This window comes from Citrobacter sp. CK202, from assembly GCF_030333225.1.
Classification (GTDB): Bacteria; Pseudomonadota; Gammaproteobacteria; order Enterobacterales; family Enterobacteriaceae; genus Citrobacter_B; species Citrobacter_B koseri.
Map to the genome: position 1 here is coordinate 12,587 of NZ_JAOWGI010000023.1, position 16,597 is coordinate 29,183.

16 protein-coding genes are annotated in these 16,597 nt (G+C 48.4%); 13 read left to right on the plus strand and 3 right to left on the minus strand.

From position 1 onward, the window contains the following. Positions 1-2: 2 nt before the first annotated feature. From OGX84_RS07985 to OGX84_RS08050, 13 genes are all read left to right on the plus strand, one after another. On the plus strand, positions 3-1,481 hold the full coding sequence (locus OGX84_RS07985; RefSeq protein ID WP_286457728.1) for a DUF3383 domain-containing protein: 1,479 nt from the start codon (positions 3-5) through the stop codon (positions 1,479-1,481). After that, entirely contained in the window at positions 1,482-1,922 is a 441-nt protein-coding gene (locus tag OGX84_RS07990; RefSeq protein WP_233596649.1) for a phage tail fiber protein, read from the plus strand. It abuts the gene before it with no gap. Positions 1,923-1,930: 8 nt separating this feature from the next. Next, positions 1,931-2,335 (plus strand): hypothetical protein, encoded by a 405-nt coding sequence (locus OGX84_RS07995; RefSeq protein ID WP_047749418.1) that lies wholly within the window; start codon positions 1,931-1,933, stop codon positions 2,333-2,335. A gap of 211 nt (positions 2,336-2,546) precedes the next feature. Beyond that, entirely contained in the window at positions 2,547-4,325 is a 1,779-nt protein-coding gene (locus tag OGX84_RS08005; protein ID WP_286457736.1) for a hypothetical protein, read from the plus strand. A gap of 1 nt (position 4,326) precedes the next feature. After that, positions 4,327-5,130: a hypothetical protein gene (locus OGX84_RS08010; RefSeq protein WP_286457738.1), complete on the plus strand. Its 804-nt coding sequence runs from the start codon at positions 4,327-4,329 to the stop codon at positions 5,128-5,130. Next, positions 5,130-5,435 (plus strand): phage baseplate plug family protein, encoded by a 306-nt coding sequence (locus OGX84_RS08015; protein WP_062676956.1) that lies wholly within the window; start codon positions 5,130-5,132, stop codon positions 5,433-5,435. Before OGX84_RS08010 ends, OGX84_RS08015 begins: the two co-directional genes overlap by 1 nt. Beyond that, a complete protein-coding gene (locus tag OGX84_RS08020; RefSeq protein WP_115181348.1) occupies positions 5,432-6,286 on the plus strand; it encodes a hypothetical protein in 855 nt (284 codons plus the stop codon). Before OGX84_RS08015 ends, OGX84_RS08020 begins: the two co-directional genes overlap by 4 nt. Beyond that, positions 6,286-6,987, plus strand: a complete 702-nt coding sequence (locus OGX84_RS08025; RefSeq protein ID WP_286457740.1) for a Gp138 family membrane-puncturing spike protein — start codon at positions 6,286-6,288, stop codon at positions 6,985-6,987. Before OGX84_RS08020 ends, OGX84_RS08025 begins: the two co-directional genes overlap by 1 nt. A gap of 36 nt (positions 6,988-7,023) precedes the next feature. After that, positions 7,024-7,380 carry a hypothetical protein gene (locus OGX84_RS08030; protein ID WP_286457742.1) on the plus strand — a complete coding sequence of 119 codons (357 nt, stop codon included), beginning with the start codon at positions 7,024-7,026 and terminating at the stop codon, positions 7,378-7,380. An 8-nt stretch (positions 7,381-7,388) separates the two neighbouring features. Then, entirely contained in the window at positions 7,389-8,621 is a 1,233-nt protein-coding gene (locus tag OGX84_RS08035) for a baseplate J/gp47 family protein (protein ID WP_286457744.1), read from the plus strand. Then, entirely contained in the window at positions 8,618-9,205 is a 588-nt protein-coding gene (locus OGX84_RS08040; RefSeq protein WP_286457745.1) for a DUF2612 domain-containing protein, read from the plus strand. Before OGX84_RS08035 ends, OGX84_RS08040 begins: the two co-directional genes overlap by 4 nt. A 1-nt stretch (position 9,206) precedes the next feature. Beyond that, positions 9,207-10,259: a hypothetical protein gene (locus OGX84_RS08045; RefSeq protein WP_286457746.1), complete on the plus strand. Its 1,053-nt coding sequence runs from the start codon at positions 9,207-9,209 to the stop codon at positions 10,257-10,259. Positions 10,260-10,267: 8 nt separating this feature from the next. Beyond that, positions 10,268-12,625 (plus strand): hypothetical protein, encoded by a 2,358-nt coding sequence (locus OGX84_RS08050; RefSeq protein ID WP_286457747.1) that lies wholly within the window; start codon positions 10,268-10,270, stop codon positions 12,623-12,625. 27 nt (positions 12,626-12,652) lie between these two features. On the opposite strand, the gene OGX84_RS08055 is transcribed toward OGX84_RS08050, so the two are convergent. The 3 genes from OGX84_RS08055 to yedE form a co-directional block, all read right to left on the minus strand. Continuing rightward, on the minus strand, positions 12,653-14,596 hold the full coding sequence (locus tag OGX84_RS08055; RefSeq protein WP_286457749.1) for an acyltransferase family protein: 1,944 nt from the start codon (positions 14,594-14,596) through the stop codon (positions 12,653-12,655). A 411-nt stretch (positions 14,597-15,007) separates the two neighbouring features. After that, positions 15,008-15,241 carry a sulfurtransferase-like selenium metabolism protein YedF gene (gene yedF, locus OGX84_RS08060; RefSeq protein WP_000790504.1) on the minus strand — a complete coding sequence of 78 codons (234 nt, stop codon included), beginning with the start codon at positions 15,239-15,241 and terminating at the stop codon, positions 15,008-15,010. Further along, positions 15,238-16,443: a selenium metabolism membrane protein YedE/FdhT gene (yedE, locus tag OGX84_RS08065; RefSeq protein ID WP_047462916.1), complete on the minus strand. Its 1,206-nt coding sequence runs from the start codon at positions 16,441-16,443 to the stop codon at positions 15,238-15,240. Before yedE ends, yedF begins: the two co-directional genes overlap by 4 nt. Positions 16,444-16,597: the final 154 nt, after the last annotated feature.

Here is a 16,597-nt window from a genome sequence, read left to right on the forward strand (position 1 = left end):
AAATGGCAATCCCATTAAGAAATGACGTCCAGATTAACCCTGGCGTTTTGCCTGCTGGCGGTTCAGCGCTTGACTTGAATGGCCTTATCCTTACCGACAGCGCTTATGCTCCGGTGGGGAGTGTTATCACATTCACGAACAAAGAAGACGTAGCGGCCTATTTCGGTAGTGCATCGGCTGAATTCAGCATGGCTGAAGTGTATTTTCATGGCTACGACAATTCCACCAAGACACCGGGCGCGTTGCTGTTTGCGCGATTTAACCCGGAAGCAGCGGCAGCATGGTTGCGCTCAGGCTCTATGGCGGCCGTAACGTTAGACCAGCTTAAATTGCTGAGTGGTGTACTGACACTGACCGTTGACGGCACTGCGCACACCTCAGCCAGTATCGACCTGAGTACGGCAACAAGCTTTGCCATGGCTGCTGACCTTATCGAAACAGGTATCGGCTCCAGCGTAACGGTGGAGTACGACACCACTCAGAAGCGCTTCATCATCACCAGTGCGACAGATGGCGCGGCGAGCACTATCACCTACGCAGCAGGAACTCTTTCCGCTGGTCTGAAACTGACAGCAGCTACCGGCGCTCAGTTGTCTCAGGGCGCAGATGCTGCAGTAGTCACTACGGCGATGCAGTCAGTGCTTGATAGCTCTCAGAACTGGGCAATCTTCACTACATCCTTCACGCCGACTGAGCAAGAGGCGCTAGACTTCTCTGCCTGGGTTAACGGACAGAATTACCGGTTCGGCTACGTGCCATTCACGCTGGAAGAATCAGCACTGGTATCCGGCTCAACTGACACGCTGGCGTACAAAATCATCAGCACTTTCGACTATTCCAACGTCGTACCGGTGTTCGGTGACCAGACTCACGCAGCTAACGTTATTGGTTATGCAGCATCTCTTGACTTCGACCGTCAGGAAGGCCGCGTGCCATTCAAGTTCCGCTCACTCGGTGGTCTGCTGCCGGAAGTAACCACATCAGCAAATTACGATGCGCTGATTGCTAACGGCTACAACTTCTACGGCGCTTACACGGCGAATAACTACGATACCCGTTACTGGGCTGATGGCACCATTACAGGTGACTTCAAGTGGTTTGACTCCTTCTGCTTCCAGATTTGGCTGAATGCCAATCTGATGCAGGATGCTATCGAGCTGTTCCAGTCCAACCGCAGCATTCCGTACAACGCACGCGGCAAGGCGATCATCGAGGCGTCCTTCTCCGACACTCTGAATCAGGGCATCACCTTTGGTGGCATCCGTACGGGAGTAACGCTGTCCAGCTCTCAGATTTCCGAGATTCAGAATGCCGTAGGCGCTGACATCTCGCCATCTCTGATTGCCAAGGGTTACTACCTGTATATCGCAGACGCAACCCCTACGCAGCGTCAGGAGCGCACAAGCCCGAGCATGACCCTGTGGTACTGCGACGGTGGTTGCGTACAGAAAATCACTCTTGCAAGCATTGAGGTGCAATAAATGTCCAACACTATTACAAGCGCTGATTCAATCTTTGCCCTCACTGTTACCAACCTCTTCCCCAGCGCTCAAACGCTGGAGGGATACGCAGCGGACGCGATGTTTGCTCTGGGTGATACAGAAATGGCGGTTTCCGTCCGTGGCGCTGACGGCAAGCTCTCTGGCGGTTTCGTTTTCGGTGAGTATCTGCAGACGATCACAATCATGCCTGACAGTCCATCTCGTGAGCTGTTCGAGACCTGGCAGCTGACGTCTCTGACCTCAAAGGCAGTATTCCGCTGCAACGCAACAATCATCCTCCCGGCGATTGGTCGCAAGTTCACTCTGACCAACGGAATTCTGCAACGCGCAAAAGCCATCCCTGATGCGCAGCGCGTACTGCAGGCGATGACCTTCCAGATCAACTGGGAGAACTGTGTTGGCGAAGCTTATAACCCATAAGGACTAACATGGCACGCAAAGAGATTTTCTACACCGTCGAAGACAAAGGCCGTGACAATGGGAAGGTTTTCTACATTCGCGAAATGTCAGCTACTCAGGCTGAGTGGTGGGCAATTCGTGCCGGGCTGGCAATGGCTAAAAACGGCGTTAATCTTCCGGATAACTTTTCAGATATGGGTATGGCAGGCATGGCGAAGGTCGGCCTCGAAATGGTGGCTAAAATCCCTCCAGAGGATGCACGGCCTCTCCTGGACGAGCTGATGAAGTGTGTTCAGGCCGTTCCAGACCCAGCCAATCAGAGCGTTAAGCGCAACCTGATTGATGATGACACTGAAGAAGTTATGACTCGCCTGAAACTTCGCGGTGAAGTCTTTAAGCTGCACGTCGATTTTTTGACCGCCGCCGCCAGTTAGACATCCCTCCGGTAATGGGTCAGCAAATCGCTGGCCTGACCGACTATGCCAACGTACCTAAAACAATAGCGACGGTTCTGTCGGCGGGTAAATGCTCGTTGACAGAGCTAAGCACAACGCTTGGCGTAGAGGATTTATGGTGGTGGCTTGAGATAATCACAGTCGACAATTACAACCAAATGGTCATCAACAGGGCTCAGGAGAATGGCTGATGCCAACGATTATTGACTCACTGGTAGTCACTCTTGGTCTTGACTCTTCCGGATTCAAGAAAGGCCAGACAGAAGTAAAAAAAGGCCTGGACGATACCAGAAAGAATGCTGACCAGACAGCTAAAGACATGGAGGCCGCAGGTAAAAGGGCGGCCTCATTTTTTGGCTCAATCCGAACAGAATTACTTGCGCTGGTAGGTGTCACTTTATCGGCGCAGGGCATTAAGACATTCATCACCAACATGACATCGGATTTGATGCGGTTGGGGATTGAATCACGTGCTCTGGAAATCTCGGCTAAGTCTCTTGATGGATGGGAGAGGGCGGCGGCGGCAGCAGGCTCTACTGCAGAACGTATGGCAGGCACGCTGGGTAACTTCCAGAAGACGCTGACAAACATTCGTACCGGTGGAGGACAGGACGATCCGCTTTTTGGTGCCCTCGCGTCATTTGCCGGTGCTACAGGCGCTAACTTCGATTACCAGAACGACAATGCCGAAAAAATCATGCGCAAGATTGCCAGTAACTGGGGCAAGTTGAGCAAAGATGCTCAGCGCAGATTTGGTGGCATGTTTGGGTTCGATAACGCTACTCAGCAGGGGCTTGCTAACGGTTCGCTGGTTCAGGATGCAGATCGGTTTGCGAAGATATCCCGGGCTACCGATGAAGCAACCAGAAAGGCGCTGGAGTTTAACCGCCGTCTGGAGCAGATGAAGCAGAACTTTGCTGCAGCGTCTCAGGTGCTGTACGAAGCGCTGATTCCGTATGTCGAGAAACTCATTCCCCTGATTGAGAAGTTCGGGATATGGATTAGTACTCACGGACCAGAAATAAGCAAATTCTTCTCTGACACAGCGGATGAGATCAATAAGGTAGTTGATGCTGTTGGTGGTCTTGAAAACGCTCTAAAACTGCTTCTGGTGTTTGTAGGCGGGAAGTGGCTGTTAGGCATGACCAGTTCAATCGGTGGCGTCAGGGGTGCTCTCACTGCGCTTGGTCGCGTGAGCATGATTGCTGGTCTGGTAGAGCTCCAGAAATACGCCGAGCAACTTGAGAAGAAATACTCATGGCTTACAGACAACCCGGTTACCAATTTCCTGAATGGAAGCGCAGGAACAGACACAACTACTGAGTGGGGCAAGCAGTTACACGACTGGATATTCGACAAAACAGGCATTGAGCTTCCCCGTGGTGATGGCTACAAATCAGCGCCTCGTGGCATCCGCAACAACAACCCCGGAAACCTGAACTATGCCGGGCAGGCTGGAGCGACGCTTGAAGGTGGTGAAGGCGGTCGATTCGCGGTGTTCGAGTCAATGCAGCATGGTGTTGCAGCACTATACAAGCAACTGCAGTTGTACTTCAAGCGTGGCATAAACACCCTTTCATCAATCGTAAAAACCTACGCCCCTGCATCTGACAATAACAACGTCGACGCCTATATTTCTGCGCTGACCAAAGCGACAGGAAAAGGTGCTAACGAGGTTCTTGATTCAGGAGACACAGCGACAATTGCCAGATTGATGAAGGGCATTGTCGACCATGAGAACGGTAAGGGCTACATCAGCTCATCTGACATCATGGGCGGCATTCAGTTAGGAGCGGGCTCATCTGCATCACGCAACATGCCAGCGGCGGCCGGAAGCCAGACCAATATCAATATCGGCAAAATCGACATGCAGACATCGGCAGGCAATGCCAATGCTCTGGGTGCTGATATCCAGAGAAACCTTCAGAGAAACCGCCTGGTGAATCCAGCGATGTCAGGGCAGGGATAATATGGCCTTTTCACTGAACGAAACAACGCTACTCAGCGCGATAAACAGCGGCAACATCTTTTCCATAATCAACAGTACCCTTTCGCCTGGTTACGGGATTTACCTGAAATCAGGCCTAAGGGCATTGTCTCCTTCCTCATTCCTTGGAATTGAGTATGGGGCTGATGCATCAGTGGTGTCGGCTCCAATTGAGCAGGGCTCTTACAGCAGCTTTAACAAGGTAAAGCGGCCACCAATTATCCGGGTGCTGTTTACGCTGGAAGGATGGACGGGATTTAGCGGTAGCATCCCCAACCTGACAAACTTCACGCTGACGAGTCGCTCAGACATGCTGGCGGCGCTGGATGCGATGGTTGCTGATGCGCAGGTGTACGATATCGAAACTCCGGACACGACATACGAAGACTATGATCTGATTCGATACAATTACCGGACATCAGATCGCGATGTGACCCTTCTGACGGTGGAAGCCATATTCCAGGCTGTTTTGCAGGAGGCTGAAGTTACCCTGACGAGCACCACTGCAAACAGCAACACCACATCAAACGGCACAAGCAAAGCAGCCAGCGTCGTTACGGAGAAGGCAAACTCAACAGCCACCAACTCAACGCTTGAAGATGTCAAAGGCGCACTAACTGGCCTAAAAGAGTCAGTATCCAGTGCTGCAACAACAGTCGTCACGTCCGTAACGAATGCCGTTAGCAATGCAACTTCAGGTGCGACAAGCGCCATCAATGGTGCGGCAACGTCAGCTATCAAAAACCTTGCGACAACGGTGGATGAACTGGTAGCGGGGTTATCCTGATGCAGAACATTTCTCTCAAGCCACTCAAGGCTCAGGAAGTCAGCGTTAACCTTGATGGTCAGTCAGTCACCCTGCGCATCGTACAGCGCTCTACAGGACTGTTTATCGACGTTGGTTTAGATAATTTGTGGATAGCTCAAGGCGTTCTTTGCCATAACTGCAACAAGATAGTCCGCTACCCCTATCTAGGCTTTAAGGGGGAGCTTTTCTTCGCTGATACCAAAGGAAGTCTTGACCCTGTTTATGACGAGCTTGGAACGCGATTCAAGCTGTTCTATGCCACGGCAGATGAGATGGCAGCATGACCTACAAAAAGAGAACGCTGAAATTTCAGTTCACGCTGAAAGACGGTGCTTTCGATGAGTCAGGAAACAACATTCTGACCATCGACAATATCAAGGCAGAAATAGAGATAGGTGCTTACGGCGGGATATCGGGAACGACACTGGAAGCAAGGGTGTTTGGTCTGAGCATCGAAAATATGGCTCTCCTGAGCTACAAGGGAATCCAGTTAAACGGTGCCAAGCAGAACATGATGAAGGTATGGGCGGATGACAGGCCGGTATTCTTCGGCTCTATCACTAACTGCTTTGCCGACCTCAACCAGATGCCAGATGCGCCACTGATAATCAGCGCCTTTTCTACCGGGTTCGATCAGTCAATCACTGCACCGCCTTTCTCGAAGGAAGGTATTGCAAGTGTTGCTGAAATCATCACGACTATAGCCGCAAGCATCGGCTATACGGTAGTTAACAACGGCGTTCTGGCGAAGCTTGAAAATCCTTACTTCGAAGGCAACCCGATAGCTCAGATTCAGCAGTGCGCTCATGCGGCCGGTATCGAGATTGACTTCCGGCTTGGGGCTATTTACATCTGGCCGCAGGGTGGAAGCATCGACGACACAATACCTCTCATATCACCAGAGCACGGTTTAATTGGATATCCGGTATTCAGTAATTACGGGATTAACTTCCAGTGCCAGTACAGCGATCTGATTTTGCGAGGCCGCAAGGTGCAGATAGAAACCTCTCTACCAAACGGCAGTGGTGTTTATACGGTGCAGTCCGCAATTCACCATCTTTCGACATGGACTGAAGGCGCTCCGTGGGCAACCATCGTGTGGGCTTCAATCGGACAGCTAACGGTGAGGCAGTAATGAATTTATTTACTACGCGGCCTCAGGACACGGCAACCGATGCCAACTCTCAGCAATTCCTGATGCATCAATTTCTGATGGGGAAATCATTCATCACGTTGGCGATCGTAACTTCGGTTAATGAATCCGGAGAAGTCGTGTCAGTTAAGCCAATGGTGGAGGGGTTCACTGGAGGTGGAGACCTCATTCCGAACTCGGTGATTCACGGCGTTCCGGTATGGCGATTACAGCGTGGTGCTAGCGCGGTGATTATGCCTCCAGTGGAGGGTGATATCGGTCTGATAGCCATTTGCGATCGTGATATCACAGCTGTGAAGAAGACAAAGCAATCTGCATTGCCCGGGTCGAATCGCACTCACAGTTACTCAGACGCCATCTATCTCGGCGGAGTGCTGAACGCAGATCCAAGTCAGTATGTGAAGTTCGCCAATGATGGAATCGACATCGTCTCGCCGCTGGTTGTTAACGTAAATGGAGACATTATTTCCATAAACGCAGAAAGCAGAGCTGAGATAAATGCACCAGAGATTCTTCTTAATGGGCAGGTTGGTCAGGGCGAGGGTAGCTATGGCGGGACGGCGCACTTTAAAAATAAAGTTACTTCTGATGTTGATTTCCAGGCAGGAAGCATCTCCCTAATCGGACACAGAACTTCAGGGGTAGAGCCAGGCTCTGGAACATCTGGAACGCCAACACCTTAACCCGCTTCGGCGGGTTTTTTATTGCCCGGAGTTTACATGCTCACCAAATCACTACTTTTGACTGACCAGTGGGACATCACACTAGACGACACCGGAAGCATGGCAATCACAGCCAATCCATATGCAGTAGCTCAGGACGTAGCATGTTCCTGCTCAACCTTCCTTGGTGAGCCCTGGTATGACACCACGCTGGGTATTCCGTATTACGAGCGCATTCTCGGTCACTGGCCTGGCACTCAGCTCATCAATACCAAGATGGCAACCGAGGCGAAAAAACTCCCTTACGTCCAGTCAGCGTTCTGCACCACTACCGTTGGCAAAGCAGATCGCCTTGCATCAGGCGTTATGACCATAACAGACACGAACAACGTTCAGGCCACAATCCAATTCTGAGGTAACAAATGGCTGAAATAACAGTTAGCACAGCCGTCCCCTCTGTCACGTTTTCCGCTACCGGCATTGCCGTTCCTGATGAGATAGACATTCTCAACGGGCGATTAACTGACCTTGATACCGCCATGGGCGGAGGGATGGGTAAGAGTCTGACGACTCCGCAGGGACAGATTGCCATGAGCGATACGGCAATCATCGGAGACAAGAATGACAATCTGGCATGGCTGGTTAACCAGATTAACCCTGACTTTGCAGAAGGGCGTATGCAGGATGCGATCGGGCAGATTTACTTCATTGACCGTATCGCGGCTATTGGTACAACGGTGACGGCAACCTGCACCGGCCTTGTCGGAACGGTTATCCCGGCAAACAGCATTGCACAGGATGAAAGTGGTTATCTTTACTACTCACTGGCTGATGCCGTCATTCCGTCATCTGGTTCTGTCGATGTCGTGTTTCAGAATCAGGCAACTGGCGCAATAGCCTGCCCAATCGGGGAGCTTAACACTATTTACCGCGCAATCCAGGGTTGGTCAGGAATCACGAATGCCACAGCTGGCGTGCTGGGCAACGAGGTAGAAAGCCGGGCAAACTTTGAATATCGCAGGAAGCAGTCCGTTGCGGGTAACTCCAACAACCAACTCGGGGCAGTATACGCAAATGTGCTGGCGGTCAGTGGCGTTACTGATGCATACGTAACGCAGAACAACACAGGACTGACTGTTACGAAGGGATTCACTGACGTCTCGCTGGAGCCACATTCACTCTATGTGTGCGTGTACGGTGGTACATCGGAAGATATCGCAAAGGCAATCTGGCAGAAACTACCACCCGGGCCTTCGATGGTAGGCAACACCACGTACACGGTGGTTGACGATGACAACTACGTTCAGCCGTATCCTGAATACGAAATCAAGTGGCAAACACCCTCAGCGGTAAGCGTCTATTTCAAGGTAGAACTGGCTGACAATAACGCCCTTCCTGGTGACATCGTTGACGGAGTTAGATCCGCCATCCTTAGCTCTTTCAATGGCGAGGATGGCGGAACAAGAGCGCGTATTGGATCAACCATTTATGCCGGTCGTTACTATGCCGGAGTTCAGGATATCGATAGTGATAACGTCGATATCTTCAGCATCACCATCAGCCGTGACGGAACGATCTATCAAACCTCTGCATCCTTTGGCATAGACGAAGTGCCTACACTTGATGCATCAAATATCTCGGTGACACTGGCATGATAAACGTCGCGGATACCATCCTGACGCAATATGCCGACAGCCCGAAACTCAAATCCCTGATTTACTCGTTCAATGAAGCCGTAGGTATCGAAGGCTTTCTCGATGATTTCTATGACGTGATATGGAACATCGAGACGGCAGACACCTATGGTCTGGATGTGTGGGGAAAAATCGTGGTTGTCAGCAGGCAGCTGACGGTGACAGAAAACCAGATTTATTTCGGATTCAATGAAGCGTCTTCAGAGCCTCCGGTGGTTGATGACCCACAACCTTTTAACCAGGCACCTTTTTATTCCGGCGAGCTTCTCACCTCAACAGTAACTCTCACGAATGATGCTTATCGCAAGCTAATCATGATGAAGGCTGCGGCAAACACCTCTGACTGCACCATTCCACAACTCAACAAGCTGCTGATGTTCATGTTTGGTGAGAGTGGTCGCTGCTATGTCAGAAACGATGGCGACATGGTTATGAGTTATGTATTCGAGTTCCCCCTTTCCATATCAGAACTGGCGATAGTGCAAAGTTCTGGTGCACTTCCCGCCCCTGTTGGGGTTACCGTAAATATTGTTCAGCAGGTGTGATATGAACTCATCAGACATTCCGGCAAGGACCCTAAAGGCCTTTGGAGTAAATGGACTTAAAAATCAAATATCCACAGATTCGAGCTCATCATCAGATAGTGGTGGAGTAGCCACATACGACAAGGGATTTCCAGAAATAACGATGCAACCGCTAAGTGCGGGTGGGATTCCTCCGTCAGGAAGGGACGTTAACGGGATTTTGTATGCGTTGAGTCTAAAAGAGCAGTGGACTGATGCAGGAATGGGTTATCAGTTCAGTGGTGACTTTTCCTCATCCATCGGTGGGTATCCGAAAGGAGCTATTTTACCTGCAACAAATGGGACTGGATCCTGGTTAAATTTGGTTGAAGGTAACACAGTATCCCCAGAATCAGTTCCATCGGTAACCACTGGCTGGGTTCCGATAATGAATTACGGAGTCAGTTCAATCTCGGGATTATCTTCATCCAGCGTTACTCTGACATTTCTTCAATCGTCAAAGGACAGGATCATCCTAAGTGGGACTCTTACGGCAAATATAAGCCTGATATTTCCATCATGGATGAAATCATGGACCATTGTTAATAATTGCACCGGGAATTACAACATAACCTACAGGACTCAATCCGGGTCGGGTATTACGGTGCCAACAGGAACTGTAGAGAAAATATACTGCGACGGCGCAAACATAACAAGGGAGTTCGGTTCATCTGCATATAGAAACGTTGGAAATGAAGCTGGTCAGATACCCGATATGTCCTATTTTAGCTCCAACCCTTCATCCTCATCAGGGTCATTTAATTTTCCTAACGCTGTCATAAAAACAGGAACAACCACCGTATCGGGAACTGATGGAATCGCGACAGGAACGTTTGATTCGCCATTTAAAACAGCATGTTTAGGTGTGTTTTTGGTGGAAACAACGGCAATCACATCTGGATTCAATTCTGTTTGTGTTTGGGCTCTGGCAATTGGAGAGACAACCAGGGCTGGGTTTAAGGCTATTGCTGTAAACCGTACCAACCCAGCATATGTAAGTGGCGAATCAGCGGGCTATTTCGCGATTGGATACTGAGGATAAAAATGAGTATTTCAGAAACAAAAAAGGCGCAAAAATACGCATCTATCGCTGAAGTCGCAGCGGCCCAGAGTAAAATCTATGCGGATAAACTCGAGTCAGCACCGGACTATGCAGAGCAGGCTAAAGAGTTTGCTGATAAAGCTGGCGTTTCTGCATCCTCAGCTAATTCTGCGGCTATTGCGGCAGGTGAATCCGCAGCGAGCGCTAACAATGATGCTATATCCGCCGCTCAGTCCGCATCAACAGCCGAGGGTGCGGCAGAAGCCGTCTTTAATAGCTCATTGCATGTTCCTACAGGAGAGGCGCTAACTGCCCTACCTGGGTCATCAGGTAGGGCATTATCATTCCCGGTATTTGATGATGACGGTGATGCATCGGTAAAACCACTATCAGAAATTGCAGTTCTGGACTCAGAAGGAAAGATACCAGTTTCCATGATCCCCGCTGTAGCCCTATCTGAGATTTTTGTCGTCAATAGCCAGGCTAGCATGCTTGCACTTGATGCGCAGGAAGGTGATATAGCAAAACGAACTGATCTTGGTTATTCGCTGTGTTTATCCGCATCACCAGCCACAGACCTGTCAAACTGGGTGCAATTAAACGACGATATTCTGTCTCAGTTAGGCTTGCCTAGTGGTGCGACTGAGGTGGGTGCTAAAGACGGTAATGGGAATAACACCACTGTCCAAGGAGCGCTTGATTCAAAGGCTTCTCTATCCAGCTTATCTGACTCTACAGGTGCTGAACTGGTGGGATATGGAGACATTACAGTAGCTGAAAGACTTTCTTATGACGTGTATTTCACGGGTGGAAGCGGCGCAACAAAAGAAGAAATCCAGGCGTTTTTAGATGAGAATGCCGGTAGAAACTGTCATTTCCCTGCTGGTGATTTTGATATCGAGTGGGGGATGATTCCGAGGAATACCACCATTAGTGGTGCAAAACCGATTACCGTGCGTTCTCACAGTATGCGTCACGAAGCTACTACCATTGAAACCCTTTTGAGCGATCCCGGCTTTACCCGCTTCAATTTAAAAGGTGAGCCTGCAACTCATATTTTGACTGATGTTATCGAGGGAAGTGACGACCCGGGAATTAGTGCGGGGTTATGTTGCTGCGATCACGGCATCTCCATAAATAATGTGTTGCTTCTGGGATGGCGTAAAAGAACGGATGGCACATATGAAGCACCATCACTAACTGGCGCAGATGATCCGGGGGCGGTTGGGTGTTTTTCATACGGGGTGTTCGTTCCTGCTGTATCAGGATTAAACCTATCAGGAACGGCAGTTATTGGCTATTTTGATAAAGATGCGATACTTCTTGATTGTTCTCGTTCTAATGAGAATAACGGTTCTGGTAATACGTTTAATATTGAAGGACGTATTAACAGTCAAAGCATGTGCGATTTATCATTCGATAATTTCTTTCTGTGGCCTATGGATCCAACGCAACCTTCTCAAATGGAGGGCGCGATCAGCTCTTATGGGTTAAGGTTGAAAGGAACGGATCGAGATATCAGGGATGGGACAAAATATCCTCGAGGCAGTAATGGTTATGCAGAAAACTGGATATGGGGTGGTACTGGTACATCGGATCTATTTTTCTCAAACTTTGTTATCCGGGGCGTTTACCTTGACGCTGCCATAAACTCTTACGAAACACCTGAAAACAGGATGAATGATTACGCTACCGCTGGTTCCGGTAGTGGAACAACATCAGTTAATGGTTTTCCAAAAGAATGGCAGGATGGACGCGGGAGCAAAATTTCTTTTGCTCTTGGAGCTATACGTGTTGGTAATCTGTATGTGAATAGAGTTGCGAATGTAAACTTTCTTAGCGTATATGGAGAAGCAGGTACATTTTATATGACCAACCTCACAGGTAGGTTGATCATAGTTGGTAACCATATCGGACTTGGCACAGGGGCCGGCGCGGATATTACGATACCTAATGTTGACGGAAGCATGCCTGCAACATATGACAGACTGTTTTCTGCAAATTATATTTGTGTTGGAACAGCTAATGCTTTACGACTTGGTATTCTTTTTTCGTCGGGAAGCAATAGTTATCTTCGCCCATTCAGGGATGCTGCTCTGTCACTTGGTTCTGATAATGGCACAACATTGCGTTATCGATTCTCTCAGATCCATGTAGTATCAGGATATTATGGGAACATTACGTCATACAACAATGTTATCCATGCACTAAAACCATTAAGGATACCAAGCTATACCACCTTGACTAGACCTACACTAAACCCCGCAGATGCCGGAGCGCAAATACTGGATACAACGCTTGGGTATGCGATCACATGGACAGGGAGCGCGTGGAAAGATGGTGTAGGTAACATAGTTTGAAAAAAGGCGCCGCAATGGCGCCTTTCGTTAATTTATAATCTGATTGCTTATTTTTCCAATCAGGAAATCACTGCCGTTTTGTGATAAATGACCATAGTCAACATACAACAGTTCTTTTGGTGTTGGGCCTGTTCTTGTCATGCATCCATCATCGTTGCACAATTCATTATAGCTTGAGATGTATTTCGCATTTTTTAAATGCTTTGAAAAATACGAATCCCATTTCTTTGAGTCAAACGCAAGTCCAAATTTTGTACGGTATGGTGGCTCAGTATTGTATTTCTTTGAATACTCTAACAGTATGTTGATAATCCCATTGTTCCATCCTGGGGTTGGGCCAAGAACAACCACTTTTGATGATGGTGAAACATCCTTAATTCGTTCAATAGTATTCTCTATTGACGCAAGTGCATCTTTTTTGTTGTGTATTGCATTTGGACCGTCATATCTCCATGAAATTAGAACTATTTCAGGCTTAATGGCTTTTAATGCCCTTAATCTGAACTCATTGGCATCCTTCACGTTACGAAATTGTACAGATGTATCACCATCTACATCAAAGAAAGGCGAGCCATTACCATATGTTATTTGTGCAATTCCAATGTCCTTGTCTTTCGCTGCTAGTGTTTGTAATCCATGATATAGAGTAGCGGCGTATGAATCTCCATATAAGAATATATTTGTTTTGGACTTTGAAAAACAATGTTTAATGAAGTAGTCAACGTCTTTTGATGTGTCAACATTGTGACACACCCCACCACGCATATTATTAGCAAAATCAAAATATTTATATGCATCAGTAATAGATGCAAGCTCTGCTGTGCTAACGGGGTATCGAGATGAAACTCCATCAGTTCTGTAAACATAGACAGACGCCAGTGAAGTAAGAACTAAAGATGATACTATCACCGATGCTCTTTTTAACGAATCGGCAGATATCCTTTCTGGTAATCTCTCAATGAATTTGTAAGTTAGATACGCCAAACCAAAAGATAAAACCATTCCTGACATACCTTCCATAACATCATCAGACAGAGTTGAACGATAAATAAAAACTGATACAGGCCAGTGCCACAAGTACAGGGAATAAGACACCAGACCGGTAATCTTAACAAAATTTAACTCATATATAGAAAAGTTTTTATTGATCGCTATTAATAGCGCAGCACACATTACAGGAATCGCTGCCATGTATCCTGGCCACGCTATGCTGCTATTTATAAAGAAAAGAGAACCAATCAATACAAACCATAATGATAAAGAAAGGTATTTGCCATTCTTAATATCAGTAAGCTTATCGCCAATAGAATACGCAATACCTCCAGCTAACATCTCCCATGCTCGCGTATGAATCATGAAGTAAGACTGAGAAGGGTTAATGCGCGTAATATAAACTGATGCTATAAGGGATAAAACAAACATTACAACTATTGTTTTATTTATCGATGATTTTCCAAATGACTTACAGATCACATATAGTATTATTGGATAAATAATGTAAAACTGCCACTCTACCGAAAGCGACCAAGTATGAAGCAGCCATTTTAAATGTGATTCTGAATCAAAGTAACCAGCTTCAAGATAATAATTAAAGTTGGATATGAACAGAATTGAAGATAGCACATGCTCAGACAGCGATGAGTAGTCTGGAGGGGTTAGAAAAAAGAATCCTGAAAACAAAACCATCAAACACACAAAAACAAGTGCCGGTATTATTCTTTTGGATCTCGCCGCATAGAATGAAGAGAAGCTAAAATTATTACTATTTGTTCCTCTTACAATAATTGATGTCATCAAAAATCCAGAGATCACAAAAAAAACATCGACTCCCAAGAAACCGCCAGGAAGGGCATTGGGGAAAAAATGGAAAATCATTACAGAAATGACTGAAAACGCACGAAGCGCATTAATATCGAATCTAAAACTATTTTTATTCATTAGTATCAATTGCTTTAAATAGTTGAACTCCATGTGATTGTACCACCTAACCCCCAAATCTCCACTGCAAAGATCAGGAGTTGAGTGCTCAAGCGGCATTTATGTATGCCGGTCTCGGCCAGCTGGCGATCGTTCGATAGTGCGAATATAGAATGGTTGCCAGCCGCTGGCGAGTTTACAACGATGCATGAACTGGTGCGTTTTATGATTGTCCGGTGATGTGATGGGGCATGAGTGGGACATAAAACAGCACTCGTTCTAAGGTGAACTTAGACGACTGATGTTTTCGACGACTCTAACCATCTGTTATTTAGTGCGCTCTTGGACGATCTTTGTCGTTTATGAAAAATACATGGTCATATGATGTCCATGCAGGTTTAGCCAGACCTGCTGAATTCATCATACAGGCCGGATAAGGCGCTTGCGCCGTCATCCGGCAAATGATTACTTCTGAATCAGATAGCGAATTGTTGGGCCATCCTGCTGAATATCCAGCACCGTATAGCCGTGATTGCGCGCATCCAGCGGAATATTATTGATGGATTGCGGGCAGTCGCTCACCACTTCCAGAATTTCTCCCTTTTTTAACTGCGGCATCGCTTCCAGCGTGGCGACGGCCGGGTAAGGGCAGGGCTCACCGACCATATCAAGACGGTAATCAGGAACGATATTTTTCATGCGGATTCCTTAGCAGGGGTTAACCCGGTGCGACGGAAGAAACGTTTTTCCCAGCCGATTATCAGCATCAGCGCGGCAAACAACAGCAGATAAGTGACCAGCAGGCCGCCCAGCGGGCCGAAGGTGTCGAGCAGATTCACTTTGTCCCAACGGGTTGCCAGCGCCGGGGCAAAATCATCCCAGTAATATGCCAGAATAGTGGAGCCGATAACGTTGCCGAGACCTACCCACCAGTAGTGCACCTGACCTTCCACGGCGCGGTACATCCAGCCGGTTTCACACCCGCCCGCCAGCACGATGCCAAAACCAAACAGCAGACCGCCGATAACGGCGTTCGGGCCAGCCCACATAATCTTCGCTTCCACGCCTAACTGCACGTAGCTGAAAATTCCGATAGCGCTCACCGCCATCCCGAAGATGATGGCTTTCGCCATATGGGTGCGACCGGTGATCCACAGGTCACGGAAGGCCGAGGTGAAACAAATTTGCGCACGTTCAATCAGCAGACCAAAACCCACGCCGAACAGCATGGCCAGCCCCAGTTTTGGCTGGTTCATCGCCGTCAGCAGCGCCCAGCCGATCATGCCGATAAAGACCAGCATCCCCAGACGGAAACGGCGGCGCGCCTGATCCGGCTTCTGCGTCAGCGGCGAGGCAGCGGAGACTTTCTGCATTTTGACCGGGATACGGAATATGGGCAGTAGCGTGAAGCGTGCGCCGAACCAGGAGCCGATGGCGGTTGCCAGCGCAAAGAACCAGGCATGAAGAGAAAACTGTGGAATGCCGGTGAAGAAGGCCGCCAGATTGCAACCCATCGCCATGCGCGCGCCAAAACCGGCAATCATCCCGCCGATAATCGCCTGCATAATGCGGATACGGCTGCGCGGCATACGTAATTTAACGTTGTTGGCCCACAGTGCCGCGGCAAAGCAGCCGCCGAACATGCCGAGGATCATCATCCCGTCGATGCGGGTAAGGGGAGAGCCTTCCAGATGGATCAGCTTGTAGTAACCCCACTCTTCAGCATGAACGCCAAATAGCTGGAGGATTTGTCCACCCCAGCGGGTGAATTCGCCCGTAACAGCCCAGAACGTACCGGTGATACCGAAATAATAAGTGGAGAGAATACCTGCTGCGATGACCGCAGGGACAGGCGCCCAGAATTTAACTAACCAGGCTTGTTTGAATTGTTGCCATGACATGCTTTCTTAGCCTCTGAACTCAGAAGGTGTATGTGGATTTAACGGCCTGGAATATATAACTTTTTTTTCTTCTCCAAAACCTCTCCAAAACTTTTCTCCAAAATACCCTCCTTTTTTATGACCCTCATCAAAATAATCGTGCAGTCCATACAGC